Genomic DNA, 22,484 nt, shown 5'->3' on the forward strand with positions numbered 1-22,484 from the left:
TATACTATACTGTATCAACTTCATATTCTAATATTTTTCCAGTGATTGCACTGATTGTTATATCATATTCATTATTTCCCTTTATTATTTCGCCTTCATATTCTTTATCATCTTTATCATATTCAAATTTTACTATTTTACCACCAGGTACTTTGTTTAGCATTATTGACTTAGCTTTTTCAATGCTAATTATAGAGTTATTGTTATTAGAATCACTATTATTGTGATTATTATCAAAGTCATCATAATCATTATCATCATAATCATCGTCCATATCAATATCTATAATTCTTCCATCAAATGCATTTATCTCTATTTCATATGTTTTATTATCTTTTACAACTTTAGCCTCATATTCATTATCGTCAGCATCATATTTACAGTATATTAAATTACTATTAGGAATGGCATCTAGTATTATAGATTTAGCTTTATCTAAAGATATATTTTTGACACCTAAATTATTATTTATATCATCATCTTTTTCAATTTCTATTATTTTACCAGAGTAGGCATCTATTTCTACTTCATATACAATATTATCCTTTATAACCTTACTGTCGTATTTATTATCATCTTGGTCGTAGTAACAAACTAAAACATTACTTTCTGGAACAGCTTTTTTTAATATTTCCTTAGCTTCAATTAAAGATATTTTTTTAGTTTTATTTCTTATATCGACATTTTTTAGCTTTAAGATATCCTCAAATGCTTTTTGGTTATCACCTCCGCCAACTTGTGTTACTTCTTTTATGTCTTTATTGTTAATAAAATCTTTTTGGCTGTTTACAAGAGTGCCATTAGATATTATTACAGGAGAATTTTCTTTGGCTGCCAATACTCCTATTGATAATGCGTCTACTAGTGCATTTTCCTTGTTCATACCATCTTTAGTAACAAACACATTTTTTATACTTTTGGTTTTGTAAAATTGTTCAATAATTTTGGCATTGGTATTGTTTCTATCTGAACCACTGATTCTTTCTTTATTCGGATATTTTTTTACTGTATTGTCTGATAAAATCTTATTTCCACCAACTATATAAGATTTTTTTATAGACCTATTGTTTAAGAAATTTATACTGCTATTATTGCTGTTTTCCTCTGATACTAGTATTATAGGCATATTATGTATTGCTGATGGAGAAGCTATGCTAACAGCATCAGATAACCCCTTTAATCCATTTACAACTGCTACATTTTCCACTTTTTTTATTTTATCTATTTCTTTAAGTAAATTTGTAGACATTTCATAGATATTATTTCCTACTATTTTATTTACCTTTATGTTGAGTGATTTTATTTCATTTTCTACTTTATTAGATATACTATTTCCACTGTCCACTATATATACATTATCTACGCCAAGTCTTTTAAGTTCAGTTTTAGTTGAACTTTCTATACTATTATCATTTACTAATAGTATAGGAGCATTTTTTAATTTAGCAAAAGGATTTGCACAAAGTGCACTTTGAATAGAGTTGCCATTGACTATAATTGCTACTTTTGATTGAACCCATCCTAATTTACTCACTTCTACAGCCGTTTCATATCTTGTTTTACCTATTAATCTTTCTTGCTTTGTTATGTTGTTTGCAAAGATTACTGAAGAGCTAGAAAAAAACATCATACCTGCCACTAATATAGCTAAGTTTTTCTTATTCATATTTTTTACCTCACAATCCTTATATTTTATTATTTAGTATGAACTAGTAAAATATAATCTTAAAATCAAGTTACTATTAAATGTAACATTTTAAAATTAACAGATAAGAGTATTCAATATAAAGCTTTTATTTTACTATTTAACATTGTATCATAAATCTTTGGGAAAATGTTTTCGATATTGAATATATGTAAATCAGGATGGATTATTTTTATCATTTGATAAATAGGTTTTTCCCCATTATTTCATGTGTTCTAAAACAGGGACAAAGTTTATTCCTAAATCTGTTAGGAAATATTCTACTTTAGGTGGAATTTCTTGATAAATTTTTATAGTATTTAATTAAAAAATAAAAAAACTATTGACTTGAAGTTAACTCTAAGTAGTAAAGTATAATTATAGAAAATTTATAAATATTTAAAAACATAAATTAAAGTAGAGAATACATAAAGGGGGAAGCAGGACAATGGAACAAAAAAAATTAGGGTTTGGGTTAATGCGTTTACCAATAAAAGACGAAAATGATGCTACAAGTATTGATATGGATTACTTAAATAATATGGTTGATACTTTTTTAGAGAGAGGATTCACATATTTTGATACAGCATATGTATACCATATGGGTAAAAGTGAAATAGCACTTAGAGAATCTCTAGTAAAGAGACATAAAAGAGAAAGTTTTACAGTAGCTACAAAACTACCACTAATGGCTTTAAAAACAAAAGAAGAGCAGGAGCCTATTTTTAATGAACAGTTAGAAAAATGTGGTGTAGATTATTTTGATTATTATCTTTTACATAACATTGGTGTATCACATTATGAAATAGCTAAAAAATTTGACAGTTTCAAGTTTATTGAAGAAAAGAAAAAAGAAGGAAAAATAAAAAATATTGGTTTTTCTTTTCATGATAGTGCAGAACTATTAGACAAAGTATTGAATGAGCATCCAGAAGTAGATTTTGTGCAGTTACAAATTAATTATTTAGATTGGGATAATGAAAGCATACAATCTAGAAAGTGTTATGAAGTAGCAAAGAAACACAATAAACCTGTTATAGTTATGGAACCAGTAAAAGGTGGTACACTAGCAAAAATACCAGAAAGAGCAGAAAAATTATTTAACGATTATAATCCAGATATGTCAGTGCCATCATGGGCAATTCGTTTTGCAGCAAGTAAAGATAATGTCATGATGGTTTTAAGTGGAATGTCAAATATGGAACAACTATTAGACAACACAGGTTATATGCAAAATTTTGAACCATTTGTACAGGAAGAATATGATGTTATAAATGAAGCGGTGGAAATTATAAATGAAGCAATTGCAGTTCCATGTACTGCTTGCCAGTATTGCGTAGAAGGATGTCCAAAAAATATCGCTATTCCAAACTATTTTGCTTTATACAATGCAGAAAAGCAAGCTCTTAATACTGGATTTTCAACACAAATGGTTTATTATAATAACTACACTAAAACTTATGGAAAAGCATCAGATTGTATTGGATGTAAACAGTGTGAAAAAAATTGTCCACAACATATCAAAATTGTAGAATCTCTAAAGAATGTAGCAGAAATATTTGAAAAATAATTGCTACTATAAAATAATTAATGATATATAAAGAACTTGAAGTTAATTAAGTATAAGTGAAATAATTAATGTTATATAGAAAAGTTGAAGTTAATGAAATATAAGTAAAATAATTAATGTTATATAGAAAAGTCGAAGTTAATGAAATATCAGTTAAACTATTTAATCCGATTTTAAATTATACAGTATCAAGAAAGGATGAGGATTTGTATGACAATTTCAGAAGTAAGTAGAAAATACGAACTTTCAGCAGATACTTTACGATATTATGAACGAATTGGTTTAATACCACCTGTAAATAGAAATAAGAGTGGAATTAGGTCTTTTACAGAAAAAGATTGTGAGTGGGTTAATTTCATCAAATGTATGAGAAGTGCAGGACTTTCCATTGAGACATTGATTGAATATGTAACTATGTTTCAACAAGGGAACAAAACTATCAAAGCGAGAAAAGAACTTTTAATAGAACAACGAAATCAGCTTTCTAGAAGAATTGAAGATATGCAGAAAACTTTAGAACGATTAAATAGTAAAATTGATGGATACGAGGATAAAGTTATTGAAAAAGAAAAAACATTAAAAAATAATAGTGAGAGTCAAAGAACGGAGGTATTGTCTTATGAATAAAAGTGTACTTGTATTGTCTGCAAGCCCTAGAAAAGGTGGTAATTCTGATTTATTATGTGACCAATTTATGCAAGGGGCATTAGAATCTAAAAACCAAGTAGAGAAAATATTTTTAAAAGATAAGGATGTTAAATATTGTATAGGATGTGGAGTCTGTTACGAGAAAGGTGGAAACTGTTCACAAAAAGATGACATGGAAGAAATTCTTGAAAAAATGATTAAAGCAGATGTGATTGTTTTGGCAACTCCAGTTTATTTTTATACTATGAATGCACAGATGAAAACTATGATTGATAGAACTTGTTCGAGATACACTGAAATTTCTGGAAAAGAGTTTTATTTCATCGTTGCCGCAGCCGACAATAGTGAGCAGGCTATGGAAAGAACATTAGAAGGATTCAGAGGATTTACGTCATGTCTAAATGGTGCTAAGGAAAAAGGTATAGTGTATGGCATAGGAGCTTGGCATGTAGGTGACATCAAAGAAAGTGTAGCAATGAATCATGCCTATGAAATGGGCAAGTCAGTGTAGTGAAGAGAGATTTTTAAGAGTATCAGATTTACTAAATTTTATTGATAGAGTGAGTTCAGAATAATCTAGACAAAATAATCTTGATAAAATAAATAGTAGACTAAAATGTATTCTACCATTTAGAGGCTGTAAGTAGATTTGTGTAAAACAAATTTACCTACAGCTTTTTGTTGTATATAATTGGTAAACTAGATAATTAGTTTTTTCATCCATAGCATCAGTCTTCATATTTTATTATCATATCATAAATATAAATACTAATTTTATAAAGTGAATAAATTATAAAATAAATATAAATAAATTATATATAAAATATAAACGGTTTATAAACAAATCAACTACTGATAAGATGAATTTTAATGATAGCATATAACACTTCAAGGAAATTCTTATTATGGGGGAGATGTTCCAGAATTAAGTGAAAGTGAAGAAGATAAAAAACCATTCATAGGAGCAACAAATTTCATAACTAGAGGCTTTTCTAATATGAGTATTGTCACATTGACAGAGACAAATCAGACTATAAAAAACATTAACTTTATATACATCATTTTTTCTAGACAAAATTTCTATCTTTTCAAGGTTCTTAAACACTTTCATTAACTAGTCAACTAATTCGATTTCCTCTATTCCAGCCTTTAAGTATCTACTTTTATTATTTTTAATATAGTTTTCTAATGTCATAGGATAGTTATCTTTACTACAAATATATTTTAATATATGTTCTTCTGTTGCTGATAGAGTAATATCATTTTCAAATAACTCCTTAAGCTTATGTATCTAAAACTTATTATATGATAAAGTCGATATCGAAATGTAACGTAGATGCTTATGATTATATAATAGAAGCAGTATATGAAGATGGGAATTTAAGATTACAAAATAACTTTAATGGCTATATAGTGAAAGCAATACATAAAGGCTATAATTAGATTTACAGAAAAGTAAATTTATCTACAGCCTTTTTGGTATACACAGTTTTTTAATATGCACAGAATTTTGATATACATACAAATCTATGCACATTTTTATCATTTATTTGATATCTAAATTTATGTGTGTTTTAGTAGCATATTAAACAGATTTCTGCATAATATCATTCTCTTTACTAATTAACTTTTTTAGATTTTTCCAATCTATTTCTTCCATATTAGCAAAATAATGTCCACTTCCTACACAAGTTAAATAGGACTTGCCATCTAATTCAAATGAAGAACCACCAATACATTTTGGATTACATTTTTTACAAGTACGAGTTTTTGTAATACTATCTTTAATAGTTTTAGAACATTCCTCCACAGTATCTCTATATGTATTTAGATTATAAAGGTTTGCTTTAACTCTCCATTTTTTCTCATTACATTCAATAGTAAATAGACTACGCTTTGGTTTTTTAGTTGAATATAATATACGATAAGAACGAGCTCCTGTTCGTGGTTCAATCTTGCAATCGAGTGATTGACCAAGCTTATGAAAATCATAAGCAATACTATAATCTTTCCCACTTAGTACTTTTAGCATTTCTTCTGTTGTTTCTGCTGTTAATGGACTTTTGTTCATAATTAAAAACCCCCTATATAAATAAAAATTTTGCATATAAATAGTAGCTTTATATACAAATAAAAACTAATAATAGTATAGTCAATCAAGTTATCAAAATCAATAAAATAGCTGTAATCTTACATTATTAGGCATGAAATGAGAGGTATTGTTTTGTAGAGGTAAAGACTTAATAGTATGAAAATTCACTCAAACATGATACAATTCTATAAAAGATTTAAAAAATAAGAAGGGAGAAAGTTGCTGAAATAATTTTATACTTTACTTATATTTTATAAAATAAACGTATATCTTATAAAATAAATGGGGTCATTAAAAAATAGTTTTGTAAGTTTTCAGCAGCAGTAGTGGAATGATAATTTTTTGGTTACTATTATACTTGGCTATTATATTTTCAATAGGTTCTATGATAACAAAAGTAAATAAGGTCTGGATTAAAGTGTTGCTATTTGTAGCAGTAGGATTGTCAACCATAGTTCTTTCATACATGATAGCATAATAACTTAAAACTTTAGAACTATTTAAATAAAATTCGCAAATTCTCAAAACAAGAATTCTCAAGTTGGTAAAATTCCAGATATGAGAAAAAAATTAGTACTATAAAAAAACTATTTTCGGATTATTTTTTATGGAAAGGTTTCAATTTAGGTGTTTTAAGTGGTTCTATAAAGTTTTATGAATAAAAAGAAATTGGCATGCTAATTGCTTTAATAAATATTAACATGAACACAAATAAATATAATAATCTGAGTATTGATTATTTGAAACTTTGGACTTGATTTCTTGTCTAGAGGTTCATATTAATATTGGTGTTTAGGAAATTTTATTTTCCTGTAAATATAACTTAATAATAGGAGGTGAAATCATGTCAAAAGTAGTAATAGCTACAGAGAAAGCTCCAGGAGCAATTGGACCATATTCTCAAGCAATACAAGTTGGAAATATAGTTTCTACATCAGGTCAACTTCCAATAGACATGAAGACAGGCGAGTTAGTATCTGACCCAAAAGAAGCAACAAAAGCTTCTTTAGACAATGTAAAAGCAATACTAGAACAAGCTGGTACAACTATGGATAAAGTATTTAAAACTACAGTTTTCGTAAAAGATTTAAAAGATTTTAATGATATTAATGAAGTGTACGCTACATATTTTAAAGAAAATCCACCAGCAAGATCATGTGTACAAGTTGCTCAATTACCAAAAGATGCAGTTTTAGAAATTGAAGCAATGGCAGTATTATAATAATAAAACCAATGACAAAACTAATGAAAATTAAAAACTAATAAAAAAAGTCTACAATTAAAAAGTTTATATTAAAAAAGTCTATATAAAAATCTATCTAAATATTTAACTATTGAGCTTTTCTTATATAACATATATTTTTGTGCCAAAAATATATTTGTTATAGGAGGAAAGCTTTTTTTATTTTATTATTTGTGTATTATAATTAAAGTAATCCTAATATAAAACAATCTTTTTATAATTATTATTATGTATTTCAATGTAAATATATAAATAAGTAATGTTTTATATATATTTTAAAAATTAACTATATGTTAAAATATAGCTAAACTGATAATTTAGTAAATTAAATTCTAATGGGGGAAACTATGGTAAGTAAATTAAAAGAATTTCAACAGGAAATGATAAAATACACTGAAACAGTAGCTAGCGTGTTAGATGTAGATATTGAAATAGTTGATGATAGATTAATAAGAATTAGTGGCACAGGTCTGTATAAATCAAAAATAAATGAAAGCGTTGTTACTGAAGGTTTTCTTTATGATAAAGTTATACAGACAGGTCAGGAATTAGTCGTATTAGATATATGTGATAATCAGCTTTGTATAGAATGTTCCCATTACATGAAATGCCTAAATAAAGTAATAATAGCAGTTCCAATAAAATATAATAATCGTACTATAGGAGTAATTGGCGCTATTAGTACAGATAAAACTAAAAAAGTAGAAATAAGTGCAAAAATAGATAATTATTTGAAGTTTGTCAATCATATATGCGATTTAATTTCTATGAAGATAGAAGAACATGAAGTGTCAAAAAGTAGCAGTAGAAAAATGAACATGATGATAGAAATAATTGAAAATGTTGAAAAAGGTGTTGTTATATTAGATATAAATAGCAAAATATCTTATATAAACAATATTGCTTTGAAAAAATTAGATATTGGAAAAGATATAATAGAAAATACAGTAAAAATAGTATCTGTTGAATCTTCTTCAAATGGACATGAATTACTAGAAATTGATATTGATAACAAAATTTATAATATAAATGCCAAAATAATTCCTGTATATCCATATATAAATCAATATGACAAGATAATTATATTTGATAAGACATATATAAACCATAAAGGACATGGGAAAGTCAATAGTGGATGGGGAAATAGTGATATAGAGTCTATAATTGGGAACTCAGAATCAATGGTGAAAGTTAAAGAGAGAACTAAGAAATTAGCAAAGTCAAATTCAACAGTTCTTATAACTGGTGAAAGTGGTACAGGGAAAGAGCTAATTGCTAGAGCTATACATGCTGAAGGAAGTAGATGGAATAAGCCATTTATTGCTATAAACTGTGCTGCTATTCCAGAAAACCTTCTTGAAAGTGAGTTATTTGGCTATATAAAAGGTGCATTTAGTGGGGCTAGTAGTGGAGGTAAGGTTGGTAAGTTTGAACTTGCAAATGAAGGGGTCATATTTCTTGACGAAATGGGAGACTTATCTATGCCTTTACAAGCAAAGTTACTTAGAGTTTTGCAGGAAAGAAAATTTGCAAGAATTGGTTCAAATAAACTTATAGATTTAGATATAAGAGTAATTGCTGCAACGAATAAAAACTTACTTAAGTTGGTGAATGAAGGTAAGTTTAGAGATGATTTGTACTATAGGTTAAACGTAATTCCTATAAATTTGCCACCTCTTAGGGAAAGAAAAGATGATATTGAAACTATAATGATGAAATTTGTTTCCAAGTATTCTTTAGAATTAGATATAAAATTGAATCAAATAGAAAAAAATGTAATGAATATGTTGGTTAATTATAATTGGCCGGGAAATATAAGAGAATTAGAAAACGCAGTTGAATATATGATGAATTTAGTTGGAGAAGATGGAATAATCTATAAAGATATGCTTCCATTAGATATTTTGAACTATTATAATATTGAAGGGAATAGTTTTAAGAGTAATAATGAGGTAACAAAGTTTGAAGATGATATAGTCAGGGGAATAGTAGAAAACCAAGAAAAAATACTTTCAATTAAAGAATTGGAGTTAACTTACATACATAAGTTGTTAAATAAATATGGAAGAGATACAAAGACAAAAAAGAAAATAGCAAAAGATTTAGGGATAGGTTTAGCTACATTATACAGAAAACTAGAAGAGGAACAACAATAAATTAAACATAGAAAATAGTTTTAAATGTATGGCAATGTGATTTGTAGGTCAATAAAAATAAAGCCTCTATAATAGAAGTGTCACTAGAAGAGACTAATATAGTAATAATACTATATAAAAATAAAATTATAAGCTTGTAAGATATTGAGTCAGTATAAATAATAGAAAATAAAAGTTTGAGCTTATAAAGTACAAATATGTAAAACATAAAAATAACAGTATTATAGAAAGCTAAAATAAAAACATAAAATATAGAAGGTTATAACAATATAAATATAGAAGGTAAAAATAGTAATATACAAGACAAAATAACAGACATATAGAAAAGTAAAAGCATAATAAAGGAAAATAAAAACAAAGAAACGGTTTCTCGAAATGATAATTCTCGTATTGATAAAAATTTCCCAATATGAGAATTTTTTCTTTTATAAATCTTATTTTTCACACTCAGATTTTACAACGTTTAAATAAATTTGAAAAAAGTATGTAATTCCAACATAAAAAAAATGTTTTTAGAATAAATAATATTGGCACAGTAATTGCTTTATATAAAGACACAAAGATAAAAAATTAATAATGACATCGAAAAATTTGAAAGGGGAATATAAAATAAATGAGAGAAATAAAATGGAAATTAAATAACTTACCTAAAGCAGAGGAAAAAGAAAAAGGAATTGAATTTTTAAAGGACGAAGAAATTGCAAAAGCTAAAGCATTTCATGAGAGTTTTCCACAATATGAAAAAACTCCTTTAGTTAAATTAGATAACTTAGCAAAATTATTAGGAGTTAGCGGAATATATGTTAAAGATGAATCTTATAGATTTGGATTAAATGCATTTAAAGTTTTGGGTGGTTCTTACTCTATGGGTAAATACTTAGCTCAAAGATTAAATAAAGATATATCAGAGTTAGGATATGAAAAATTAACTTCAAAAGAAATAAAAGACCAATTAGGAGAAATAACTTTCTTTACAGCTACAGATGGAAATCATGGTAGAGGAGTTGCTTGGACAGCTAATAAATTAGGTCAAAAATCTGTTGTATTAATGCCAAAAGGTTCTTCTGAATTTAGATTAAATAAAATCAAGGGAGAAGGTGCAGATGCTAGTATAACAGACTTAAATTATGATGATGCAGTAAGATTAGCTAATGATTATGCAGAAGCTGATGACCATGGAGTAATGGTTCAAGATACAGCATGGGACGGATATGAAGAAATACCAGCATGGATAATGCAAGGATATGGAACTATGGCTAAAGAAGCTATAGAACAATTAAAAGAATATGGAGTAGATAGACCAACGCATGTATTTGTGCAAGCAGGAGTTGGTTCGCTTGCTGGTGCAGTTCAAGGATATGTTGCTTCAATATATGACGAATGCCCAATAACAGTAGTAGTAGAAGCTGATGAGGCAGATTGTTACTATAAATCAGCAGAAGCAGGAGATGGAAAACCAAGATTTGTAGGTGGAGATATGCCAACTATAATGGCAGGTCTTGCTTGTGGAGAACCAAATACTATAGGATTTGAAGTATTAAAAAATTATTCATCAGCATTCGTTTCAGCACCAGACTGGGTTTCTGCTAAAGGTATGAGAGTTTTAGGGAATCCTCTAAGAGGAGATGAAAAAGTAATCTCTGGAGAATCTGGAGCAGTTACAACTGGAGCATTAGTTTCAATACTTGAAAGTGAAGATTTAAAAGATTTAAGAGAGGCTTTGAAATTAGATGAAAACTCTAAAGTATTATTAATAAGTACAGAAGGAGACACTGACCCAGACAAATATAAAGATATAGTTTGGAATGGAGAATACCAAAGTAAATAAAAAATTTAAAATAAAAAATAAATAAAAGTTTAATAAGTTAAATATTAATAAGTAAATAAGTAAAATACCAATAAATAAAGTGAAGCATCAATAAATTAAAAATTATATGGGGGAATATCAAAATGTTAAATGAAATAAGAAAAAAACAATTAACTGAAGTATGCCAAGATTTAATAAGAAATGCTAGTTATTCAGGTCAAGAAGAAAATGTAGTAAAGGCAATTGAAGAAAATTTTGCTATGCTAGGTTTTGACAGCTGGTCAAGAGATAGATATGGAAATATAATAGGATGCATAAAAGGAAACAAACCAGGGAAAAAAATATTATTTGATGGGCATATAGATACAGTTCCAGTTCCAGATGCAAGTAAGTGGAGTGTTCCTCCTTTTGAAGCAAGAATAGTAGATGGGAAAATATATGGTAGAGGAACTTCTGATATGAAGGGTCAAGTAAGTGCTATGATGGCGGCTGTTTCATACTTTGCAGAAGATACTAATAAGGACTTCGAAGGTGAATTATATGTAGCAGGAGTTGTTCATGAAGAAATATTTGAAGGAGTTTCAGCTAGAGAAATAAGTAAAGCTGTTAAACCTGATTATGTTGTAATCGGAGAATCTTCAGAACTAAACTTAAAGATTGGTCAAAGAGGTAGAGGAGAAATAGTTGTAGAAACTTTTGGTAAACCAGCTCACTCTGCTAACCCAGAAAAAGGTGTAAATGCAGTTTATAAAATGGCTAATGTAATTCAAAGAATACAACAATTAGTACCTCCAACTCATCCAGTTTTAGGTGATGGAATATTAGTTTTAACAGATATAAAATCTTCTCCATATCCAGGTGCATCAGTGGTGCCAGATTATTGTAAAGCTACTTTTGATAGAAGATTATTAGTTGGAGAAACAAGAGAAGGAGTACTAGCTCCAATACAAGCATTATTAGATGAAATGATGAAAGAAGACTCAGAATTAAATGCAAAAGTTTCTTATGCATCTGAAAAAGCTGAATGTTATACAGGGAATACTATAGAAAGTGAAAGATTCTTCCCAGGTTGGTTATACGATGAAGATGATGAATTTGTTCAAGCAGCATACAAAGGATTAAAAGAAGCTGGAATAGATTCAGAAATAACTCAATACTCATTCTGTACAAATGGAAGCCATTATGCAGGTGAGGCTGGAATAAGAACTATAGGATTTGGTCCTTCTAGAGAAAATCTTGCTCATACAATAGATGAACATATAGAGTTAGACCAATTATTCAAAGGTGCAGAAGGATATTATGGAATATTAAAATCAGTTTATAAAAAATAATTAGGAGATGGTTTTGTGAGAACTTTAATAAAACATGGGCTTATAGTAGATGGAAATAAAACACCAGCATATGAAGGGGATATTTTAATAGAAAACGAAAAAATATTAAAAATATCACAGGATTTAAACGAAGAAGCTGACAAAGTTATAGATGCAAAAGGTAGAGTTATATGTCCAGGTTTCATAGATACTCATAGCCATTCAGACCTAGTGATTTTGGTTAATCCATATAATGAGGTAAAGATTAGACAGGGAATTACAACAGAAGTGTTGGGCCAAGATGGAATATCTATGGCCCCTCTACCTCAAGAGCATATATCTTCTTGGAGAAAAAATTTAGCAGGCCTAGATGGTGAAAGTGATGAAATTGATTGGAAATATGAAACAACAGAAAACTATTTAAAAATGATGGATGAAAATGGGGTAGGGTTAAATGAAACTTATTTAGTACCTCATGGAAATGTAAGAATGGAAGCAATGGGGCTTGAAGATAGACCTGCCACTAAAGAGGAAATTCAAAAGATGTGTGAAATCACAGAAAGAGAATTAAGGGCAGGAGCTATAGGATTATCAACTGGACTTATATATATACCTTGTGCGTATTCATTGACAGAAGAAATTATAGAGATGTGTAAAGTAGTAGCAAAATACGATGGAGTATTTGTGGTTCATCAAAGAAGTGAAGCAGATACAATTTTAACATCAATGGAAGAAATTATAGAAATTGGAAAGCAATCAGGAGTAAAAGTTCACTTCTCACACTTTAAGGTTTGTGGTAAATCAAATTGGAAGTATATACCTCAAGTTATAGAACTTTTAGAAAAAGCAGAAAAAGAAGGTATAAGAGTATCATTTGACCAATATCCTTATGCAGCTGGAAGTACAATGCTTGGAGTAGTTTTACCTCCATGGGCACATTCGGGAGGAACTGATAAATTAATAGAAAGATTAAGTGATGAAAACGAAAGAGCAAAAATGAAAAAAGATATAGCAAATGGAATCGAAGGTTGGGATAACTTTATAGAATTTGCTGGAATAGACCAAATTTTTGTAACAAGTGTAAAGACAGAAAAAAATCAAGATACAATTGGTAAGAGCCTGCTAGAAATTGGAAAGATGAGAGGTAAAGACCCATTAGATGCAACGTTTGATTTATTAAAAGAAGAAGAAAATGCAGTTGGAATGGTAGATTTCTATGGATTGGAAGAACATATAATAGGTTTTATGAAAAGAGACGAGCAAAATGTATGTACAGATGGTCTTTTAGCAGGTAAGCCACATCCAAGAGCATATGGTTCTTTCCCTAAAATACTAGGAAGATATGTTAGAGAATTAAATGTACTAACAGTTGAAGAAGCTGTTTATAAAATGACTAAAAAAGCAGCAGTAAGCTTTAGTATAAAAGATAGAGGTGAACTAAAAGAAGGATATTTTGCAGACTTAGTTATATTTGACAAGGATACTGTTAGTGGATGTGATGATTTTATCAATTCCATGCAATATCCGACAGGTATAGATTATGTAATTATAAATGGAAATTGTGTTGTTGAAGAAGGAAAATACAATAAAATTAAAGCAGGAAAAGTACTTAAAAATTAAATCTTAGCTTTAAGGAGGAATAAATTTATGATTTTAGTGGGGAATGGGAGGCTAATAAGCCAAGATTCTTTAAATCCCTATATGGAAGATGGATGTGTTGTAATAAATGACAATCTGATTGAAGATATAGGTACTACTGAGGAAATGAAAGCGAAATATCCAGGACATGAATTTATAGATGCAGGCAAGAAGATAATCATGCCTGGTCTAATAAATTCACATATGCATATATACAGTTCATTTGCTAGAGGTATGGCAGTTCCAGGAAAACCATCTGAAAATTTTTTAGAAATATTAAACAATTTATGGTGGAGACTTGATAAACAACTTACACTAGAAGATACAAAATACAGTGCATATGCAACTTATATAGAATGTATAAAAAATGGTGTCACAACAGTTTATGACCATCATGCAAGTCCAAATGCAATTGAAGGTAGTTTATTTACAATATCAGATGTTGCAAAAGATTTGGGAATAAGAACATGCCTTTGTTATGAGGTATCTGATAGAGATGGTGGAGATACAATACAACAAGGTATCAATGAAAATGTAAATTTCATAAAATATGCTCAAAAAGATGATACAGACATGATAAAGGGAATGTTTGGTCTTCATGCTGCATTTACATTGTCTGATGATACATTAAATAAGTGTGCCTCAGAAATGGCTGGTCTTGATACAGGTTATCATGTACATGTTGCTGAAGGATTAGCAGACTTACAATATAATGTAGATAAATATGGAAAAAGAGTTTTAGAAAGATTTAATGATTTTGGTGTTCTAAAAGAAAAGACTATAGCAGTTCATTGTATATATATAAGTACAGATGAAATCAATCTTTTAAATAAAACAAATACATTTGTAGTTCATAATCCAGAATCTAATATGGGAAATGCAGTTGGATGTTCTCCTGCAATAGAATTACTAAAAAGAGGTGTTACAGTAGGTCTAGGAACTGACGGATACACTAGTGATATGTTTGAATCGTTAAAGGTTGCTAATATAATTCATAAACACCACTTAAGTGACCCAAGAGTTGGATTTGGAGAATCACAAACAATGTTATTTGATAACAATAAAAAAATAGCAAAGGCTTATTATAAAAATGACCTAGGCATACTTAAAAAAGGTGCTTATGCGGATGTCATAGTAGTTGATTATACACCACATACTCCATTGACAGAAAACACAATAGGGGGACACATCATATTTGGAATGAGTGGAAGAAGCGTGGATACAACTATTATAAATGGAAAAGTACTTATGAAAGACAGAAAATTGGTAAACATTGATGAAGAAAGTATTCTAGCTAAGAGTAGAGAACTAAGTCAGAACCTATGGAATAGAATCTAAATAATTGATAATGACATACAAGTAAGAGAGAAGAATATAAGTGTTAAAAATAAAACTTAGACAAAAGTAGAATTTAAATGAAGTATATAGATAAAAAATATATGGAATAGAATATTAAACTAAATATAGAAGGGAGACCCAACATGTCTCAAAATGAAAGCCCTAAAATAGCTCCAGTAGATGAAAGGTTACCTGTATCCAAATCCTGGGTATTTTCACTACAGCACGTTTTAGCAATGTGTGCAGGAGCGGTAGCAGTTCCTATGATGATAGGAAGTGCTGCACGACTAGATCATGCTAGTATTGTTTTTTTAATAAATGCTTGCTTGTTTATGGCAGGTATAGGAACACTCATACAAAGTGTTGGTATAGGAAATATTGTAGGCGCTAAAATACCAGTAATTGAAGGAACTAGTTTTGCCGCTGTGGCAGGTATGACAGCAATAGCCTCATCATATAGTGATTCTCAAGTTGCAATACAGACAGTATTTGGCTCTGTAATAGTAGCTGGACTATTTTGTATATTACTTGCTCCAGTATTTGAAAAACTAATAAGATTCTTCCCTAGTGTAGTTACTGGAACAGTTGTTATGGTAATAGGTATTTCACTATTCCCAGTTGGGATAAAGTGGATAACTGACAACAAATTGGAAGCGGTTGAACCAAACTCATTAGCATTAGCTTTAGCAGTATTGGCGATAACTTTACTTTCATTTAAGTTCTTAAAAGGAATTTGGAATAGTACAGCGATATTGGTAGGTATAGTACTTGGTACATTACTTTCTATGGCAGTTGGAATGGCTGATTTTAGTGCAGTAAGTGGAGTTGGTTGGCTTAACTTAAATGTACCTTTAAAATTTGGAATGCCTAGATTTGAACCATCTGCAATATTATCATTATGCTTAATTATGTTAGTACTTATGACAGAATCAGTTGGTAATATGATAGCTATTCACGAAATGGTAGACAAAGAGGTAACTGGTAAAAATATTAAAAGAGGTCTATTTGGAGATGGAATATCTACAGCTTTATCTGGAATATTCAATTCATTTCCAATAACTCCATTTGGTCAAAATACAGGAATTGTTGGACTTACAGGTATAAAATCAAGATTTATTGCAGTTTATGCAGGGGTAATATTGCTAGTACTTGGTTTCTTACCAAAGTTTGCAGCAATAATAGGAGCAATACCTAAGCCTGTTCTTGGTGGAGTAGGATTTGCAATGTTTGGAATGGTAATGGTTGGAGGAGTAAAAACTCTAAGTAAAGTAAAATTTGATGGAACTAAAAATGGAGTGATAGTAGCAGTTAGTGTTGGGTTATCTATGATACCACTGACAAATCCTGATTTCTATCATAATTTTCCAACTTGGGTGCAAACGATATTCCACAGTGGAATAACAACAGGAAGTTTATCAGCAGTACTTTTGAATATCTTCTTCAATGAATTAGGTTCAAAAAAGGAAAAAACTTCTAAGACTGAAGAAGCAAAATAAGAAGAAATAAATGAAAAGCAACATAGACAAAAGAGTATCTAAGCTAAATATTAAAAAATATATTTAATTAAGGGAGAGATAATAATATGGCTAATTTAAAAGTTAATTTATATGGAATGGAATTCTTAAATCCAGTTATGACAGCGGCAGGTCCTGGAGCAAAAGATGGTGATCTCTGTCAAGAGGCAGCAAAAGGTGGAGCAGGAGCTATATGTACAAAAACTATATCTGTGTTACCAGCAGATGTACCAAGACCATGTATGGCAAAAACTAACAGTGGTTTCTTAAATACAGAATTATGGTCAGAGCTTCCAAAAGAACAATGGATAGAAGAAGAATACAAAAAAGTAAAAGCAGCAGGTCTTCCAGTAATAGTAAGTATGGGATATTCAGCAGAACAAATAGCTGAGGTTGCACCTTTAGTAAAACCTTACGCAGATGCAGTTGAATTATCAACTCATTATGTAGGCACAGATGTTGCTCCAATAGTAAATGCTTTAAAAGCTGCAAAAGCTGTTTTAGATGTACCAGTATTTATGAAAATGAGTCCTCATACTGATATTCAAACTATTGCAAAAGCTGTTGAAGAAGCAGGAGCAGATGGACTTGTAATGATAAACTCATTTGGACCATGTATGGCAATAGATGTAAACACAGGATACCCTATAATGGGAAGTAAAGCAGGATATGGATGGTTATCAGGAGCTCCTATAAGACCATTAGCAATAAGATGTATATATGAAGCTTCTCAAGTTGTAAATATACCAATTATAGGTGTTGGTGGAATAACTTGTGGAAAAGATGTAGCTGAAATGATGATGGCAGGAGCAAGTGCTGTTCAAGTATGTACAGAAGCAATCCTTAAAGGGCCTTCTATATATGGAAAAATTGCTAAAGAATTAAATGATTTCTTAGATGAAAATGGATATGCTGATGTTAATGAAATCAAAGGATTAACTCATAAGAAAATGGCAGCTAGAGGATTTAGAACTCATGCAGTGGCTCCAGTTGTAGATGATAATAAGTGTATCAAATGTAAACAATGTGTAACAAGCTGTGTATATGAAGCTTTAGAAGTGACAGATAAATTAAATATAGATGTGGATAAGTGCTTTGGTTGTGGATTATGTGTAACTAGATGTCCAAAAGGTGCTTTAAGTATTTGCTACAATCAAGTAGAAGCTGTTAATGAATAATAATTATATAGAATTTTAGTAATTAACTTAGAGTAATAAATATATTAAGATAATAAAATATATTAGATAAGCAAGTTTATACATTAATAATACAACGTGAAGTTAATAATCTTATGACGTTGATTTAACTAAACATTAGTTTAATTAAATATCATTTTAATTAAATATTAATTTAATTAAATAATGGTTTAATCTAAATATAAATTTACTGTGTATAAGTGCTCTAATCAAATTACTTTAAGTTAATTTCTTCAGATAAAATAAATTGATACGTTATAAGTAAGGTGGAGTCTATATGGGAATTGTTTTAAAAGGTGGGAAAGTAGTAACAAGTGAAAAAACTTACTGTGCAGATGTAAGAATAGAAAATGAGAAAATAGTTGATATAGGTGTTGATATATCAAAAGAAAATGATGAAGTAGTTGATGTTAGTGATTCTTATATTATACCAGGAGGTATAGATACACACACTCACTTTGATTTAGATACAGGAACTACTAAGACAGCAGATAATTTTGAAACAGGAACAAAAGCTGCAATAGCTGGAGGTACTACTACTATCTTAGATTTTGCTACACAATCTAGAGGTTGTTCTTTAAAAGAAGGATTAGATGAATGGCATGAAAAAGCTAGAGATAAATCTTATTCAGACTATGGTTTTCACATGGCTATAACAGATTGGAATGCTTCAGTTTGTAATGAAATGGAAGACATGGTGAAAGAGGGAGTATCTTCATTTAAATTGTATATGGCATATAAAGGAAGCCTTCAAGTTGATGATGGTGTCATCTTTGAAGCTTTGAGAAAAGCAGAAGAGGTAGGAGGGATTATTGGATTCCATTGTGAAAATGGGGATATAATATGTGAACTTGTGGATAAAGCAAAAGCAGAAAATAATCTATCTCCAAAATATCATCAATTAACTAGACCAGCTATATTAGAAGCAGAAGCAACTTCAAGACTGATGAAGATAGCAGAAGTGGCAAATTCTAAGGTGTACGTTGTTCACCTAAGTTGTAAAGAATCTTTGGAAGAAGTTCTAAAAGCTAAACAAAGAGGAGTAGATGTGATAGTTGAAACTTGTCCTCAATACCTTCTATTAAGTGATGAATTATATGATTTAGAAGGATTTGAAAGTGCTAAATATGTAATGTCACCACCTTTAAGGGATAAAGAAAATAATGAAATTTTATGGAATGCTATTTTAAATAATCAAATAGATACTATAGGTACAGACCACTGTTCTTTTAATTATAGGGGGCAAAAGGAACTTGGAATAAACGATTTCAGTAAAATTCCTAATGGTTCGCCAGGGGTGGAACATAGGATGAGTCTTTTATACACATATGGAGTCTGTAAAAATAAAATATCTATCAACAAGATGGTAGAAGTAACATCGACTAATGCCGCCAAATTATTTGGAATGTATCCTGAAAAAGGAACTATAGAAATAGGTAGTGATGCAGATATATTAGTTTTAAATCCAAATAAAAAATATAAAATAGAAGCAAAAAAACAATTACAAAATGTAGATTATACGCCTTATGAAGGTTATGAAGTAAATTGTCAAATAGAACATGTTTATTTAAGAGGAAAAGAAGTTGTTAGAGAGGGAGAATTAATTTGTAATACTCCAAGTGGGAGATATATAAAAAGGCGTCTAACAGAGGGGGCTAGAGAATGGTAGAATTTATATTAAATGGAGAGAAAGTTGTTGCAAAAGAAGGCAAAAAACTTTTAGACTTCCTTAGAGAAGATATGAATATAACTTCAGTTAAAAATGGATGTTCAGAAGGTGCTTGCGGAACTTGTATGGTCATAATAGATGGTAAAGCAACTAAAGCATGTGTATTTAAAACTGATAAATTAGCTGGGAAAAATATAACAACTATAGAAGGATTATCAGAAAGAGAAAGAGATGTTTTTGCATATTCTTTTGCCAGCCAAGGAGCTGTTCAATGTGGATTTTGCATCCCAGGTATGGTAATTAGTTCAAAAGCGCTTATAGACGTTAATAATAATCCTACTGAAGATGACATAAAAAAAGCTTTAAAAGGTAATATATGTAGATGTACAGGTTATGTAAAAATAATTAAAGCTGTGAGTTTGGCAGCAAAGATATTTAGAGAAGATATAGATGTGCCAAAAGTAAACTGCAAAGGTCTAGTTGGTGAAAGTCTTCATAGAGTTGATGCAGTAGGCAAAACACTTGGATACTCTGAATATGTAGATGATATAAGATTAGAAGGTATGATTTATGGTTCAGCAGTTAGAGCCAAATATCCAAGAGCATTAGTTAAAAAGATAGATATAGAAGAAGCAAAAGCTTACCCAGGAGTTGTTGCAGTTCTTACAGCTAAAGATATTCCAGGAACTATAAAAGTAGGTCACTTAAAGAAAGATTGGGATACTTTAATTCCAGAAGGTGAAATAACTAGATACTTAGGAGATGGAATAGTTTTAGTAGCAGCAGAAACTAGAGAAGCATTAGAAGAAGCGAAAAAACTAGTTAAGATAGATTATGAAGAATTGACACCTTTAAGTACTACAGCAGAGGCTCTTAAAGAAGATGCTCCAAATATACATGAAACAGGTAATGTACTTGTTAAGGAACATTTAGTAAGAGGAAATGCTGAAGAAAAAATAAGGAACTCAAAATACGTTGTAACTAAAAAATACACTACACCTGCAACAGAACATGCATTTTTAGAACCTGAATGTGCAGTAGCAGGTCCTTATGAAGAAGATGGAGTAATAATTTACTCAACAGACCAAGGTGTGTTTGCTACTCAACATGAATGTGCAGATATGTTAGGATTACCACATGAAAAAGTAAGAGTGATAAATAAGATGGTAGGAGGCGGATTTGGTGGAAAAGAAGATATGAGTGTTCAACACCATGCAGCCTTACTTGCATACCACACAAAGAGATTTGTAAAAGTACAGCTTACTAGAAAAGAAAGTATAATTGTTCATCCAAAAAGACATGCTACAGAAATGGAATTTACAACAGCATGTGATGAAAATGGATATCTAACAGGTATGAAAGCAACTATAATATCTGATACAGGTGCTTATGCATCTCTTGGAGGACCAGTATTGCAAAGATTATGTACTCATGCAGCAGGACCATACAATTATCAGGATATTGATATAACTGGAACAGCAGTATATACTAATAATCCTCCTGGAGGAGCATTTAGAGGTTTTGGAGTTACACAAAGTTGTTTTGCTACAGAATGTAATCTAAATTTACTTGCTGAAATGGCTGGAATATCACCTTGGGAAATAAGATATAAAAATGCAATAAGACCTGGTCAAGTTTTACCAAATGGTCAATTTGCAGATGAAGGAACAGCAATGGCAGAAACATTAGAAGCTGTAAAAGAAGAGTATGAAAAACACCCACGTGCAGGTATAGCTTGTGCAATGAAAAATAGTGGTGTAGGAGTTGGGATACCTGATGTGGGAAGATGTAGACTGGTAATAAAAGATGGTAAAGTTCATATAAGAACAAGTGCCTCTTGTATAGGTCAAGGTCTTGGTACGGTTATGACTCAAGTAGTTTGTGAAACTGCAAATTTACTACCTGAAAACATAGTGCATGAAGTTCCAGATACTCACTTGACACCAGATTCTGGTAATACTACAGCTTCAAGACAGACAGTATTTACAGGGGAGGCTACTAAGGTTGCATCAATTAAATTAAAAGAAGCTTTAGCAACTGGAAAAGCATTATCTGATTTAGAGGGAGAAGAATTTTACGGAGAATATGCAAGTGTTACAGACAAAATGGGTTCTGATAAAGAAAATCCAGTAAGCCATGTAGCTTATGGATATGCAACACAAGTTGTAATGCTAGATGAAAATGGAAAATTAGAAAAAGTAGTAGCAGCACATGACGTAGGAAGAGCTATAAACCCAATCAGTTTAGAGGGGCAAATAGAAGGTGGAGTTGTTATGGGTCTTGGATATGCCTTAACAGAGGATTACCCAGTAGTAAACTCTGTACCTACAGCTAAATTTGGTACATTAGGCTTATTTAAATCTACAGATATACCAGAAATACAAGCCGTAATAGTTGAAAAAAACAAAGATTTATTGGCATATGGTGCAAAAGGAGTAGGAGAGATTTGTACAGTTCCCACTGCACCAGCAGTGCAAAATGCCTATTATGTATTTGATAAAGAGTTTAGAACTGAACTACCACTTCAAAATACGCCATATAGTAAAAAAAAATAACAAAAAAATAAATATTAAATAAAAAAAATCAATTAAATTGTAAATAAAAAAAACCCTTTTGCAT

At 30.0% G+C, this 22,484-nt stretch carries 16 protein-coding genes; 13 read left to right on the plus strand and 3 right to left on the minus strand.

Annotated features, from left to right (window positions below):
• Positions 1-4 precede the first annotated feature (4 nt).
• Both IR151_RS06735 and IR151_RS20415 read right to left on the minus strand, forming a co-directional pair.
• Positions 5-1,666, minus strand: coding sequence for a cell wall-binding repeat-containing protein (locus tag IR151_RS06735; protein WP_227433756.1), 1,662 nt, complete (start codon positions 1,664-1,666; stop codon positions 5-7).
• Between the two features lie 240 nt (positions 1,667-1,906).
• Positions 1,907-1,999: a winged helix-turn-helix transcriptional regulator gene (locus tag IR151_RS20415; RefSeq protein ID WP_227433990.1), complete on the minus strand. Its 93-nt coding sequence runs from the start codon at positions 1,997-1,999 to the stop codon at positions 1,907-1,909.
• A gap of 133 nt (positions 2,000-2,132) precedes the next feature.
• Here IR151_RS20415 and IR151_RS06745 point away from each other — a divergent pair, with 133 nt between their 5' ends.
• The 3 genes from IR151_RS06745 (at position 2,133) to IR151_RS06755 (ending at position 4,413) form a co-directional block, all read left to right on the plus strand.
• Entirely contained in the window at positions 2,133-3,254 is a 1,122-nt protein-coding gene (locus IR151_RS06745) for an aldo/keto reductase (RefSeq protein ID WP_227433757.1), read from the plus strand.
• Between the two features lie 210 nt (positions 3,255-3,464).
• Positions 3,465-3,881: a MerR family transcriptional regulator gene (locus tag IR151_RS06750; protein ID WP_227433758.1), complete on the plus strand. Its 417-nt coding sequence runs from the start codon at positions 3,465-3,467 to the stop codon at positions 3,879-3,881.
• Complete coding sequence (locus IR151_RS06755) at positions 3,874-4,413, plus strand: flavodoxin family protein (protein WP_227433759.1); 540 nt, start codon at positions 3,874-3,876, stop codon at positions 4,411-4,413. Before IR151_RS06750 ends, IR151_RS06755 begins: the two co-directional genes overlap by 8 nt.
• Positions 4,414-5,487: 1,074 nt before the next feature.
• Here IR151_RS06755 and IR151_RS06760 read toward each other — a convergent pair.
• Positions 5,488-5,973, minus strand: a complete 486-nt coding sequence (locus IR151_RS06760; RefSeq protein ID WP_227433760.1) for a hypothetical protein — start codon at positions 5,971-5,973, stop codon at positions 5,488-5,490.
• Positions 5,974-6,838: 865 nt separating this feature from the next.
• On the opposite strand from IR151_RS06760, the gene IR151_RS06765 reads away from it, so the two are divergent.
• From IR151_RS06765 to xdh, 10 genes are all read left to right on the plus strand, one after another.
• Positions 6,839-7,216, plus strand: a complete 378-nt coding sequence (locus tag IR151_RS06765) for a RidA family protein (protein ID WP_227433761.1) — start codon at positions 6,839-6,841, stop codon at positions 7,214-7,216.
• 368 nt (positions 7,217-7,584) lie between these two features.
• Positions 7,585-9,393, plus strand: a complete 1,809-nt coding sequence (locus tag IR151_RS06770) for a sigma 54-interacting transcriptional regulator (protein ID WP_227433762.1) — start codon at positions 7,585-7,587, stop codon at positions 9,391-9,393.
• Positions 9,394-10,006: 613 nt separating this feature from the next.
• The gene (dpaL, locus tag IR151_RS06775) at positions 10,007-11,221 is read left to right on the plus strand and encodes a diaminopropionate ammonia-lyase (protein ID WP_227433763.1); all 1,215 of its coding nucleotides are present in this window, start codon (positions 10,007-10,009) and stop codon (positions 11,219-11,221) included.
• A gap of 122 nt (positions 11,222-11,343) precedes the next feature.
• Positions 11,344-12,531, plus strand: coding sequence for a YgeY family selenium metabolism-linked hydrolase (locus tag IR151_RS06780; protein WP_227433764.1), 1,188 nt, complete (start codon positions 11,344-11,346; stop codon positions 12,529-12,531).
• A gap of 15 nt (positions 12,532-12,546) precedes the next feature.
• Complete coding sequence (locus IR151_RS06785; RefSeq protein ID WP_227433765.1) at positions 12,547-14,130, plus strand: N-acyl-D-amino-acid deacylase family protein; 1,584 nt, start codon at positions 12,547-12,549, stop codon at positions 14,128-14,130.
• Positions 14,131-14,157: 27 nt separating this feature from the next.
• On the plus strand, positions 14,158-15,486 hold the full coding sequence (ssnA, locus tag IR151_RS06790) for a putative aminohydrolase SsnA (protein ID WP_227433766.1): 1,329 nt from the start codon (positions 14,158-14,160) through the stop codon (positions 15,484-15,486).
• A gap of 143 nt (positions 15,487-15,629) precedes the next feature.
• Positions 15,630-16,982, plus strand: coding sequence for a nucleobase:cation symporter-2 family protein (locus IR151_RS06795; protein WP_227433767.1), 1,353 nt, complete (start codon positions 15,630-15,632; stop codon positions 16,980-16,982).
• Between the two features lie 86 nt (positions 16,983-17,068).
• Positions 17,069-18,178, plus strand: a complete 1,110-nt coding sequence (locus IR151_RS06800; protein ID WP_227433768.1) for a 4Fe-4S binding protein — start codon at positions 17,069-17,071, stop codon at positions 18,176-18,178.
• Positions 18,179-18,473: 295 nt separating this feature from the next.
• Positions 18,474-19,865, plus strand: a complete 1,392-nt coding sequence (gene hydA, locus IR151_RS06805) for a dihydropyrimidinase (RefSeq protein ID WP_227433769.1) — start codon at positions 18,474-18,476, stop codon at positions 19,863-19,865.
• Positions 19,859-22,420, plus strand: coding sequence for a selenium-dependent xanthine dehydrogenase (gene xdh, locus IR151_RS06810; protein WP_227433770.1), 2,562 nt, complete (start codon positions 19,859-19,861; stop codon positions 22,418-22,420). Before hydA ends, xdh begins: the two co-directional genes overlap by 7 nt.
• The last annotated feature ends 64 nt before the right edge of the window (positions 22,421-22,484 follow it).

It is taken from the genome of Clostridioides sp. ES-S-0006-03 (assembly GCF_020662275.1).
Taxonomy (GTDB): domain Bacteria; phylum Bacillota; class Clostridia; order Peptostreptococcales; family Peptostreptococcaceae; genus Clostridioides.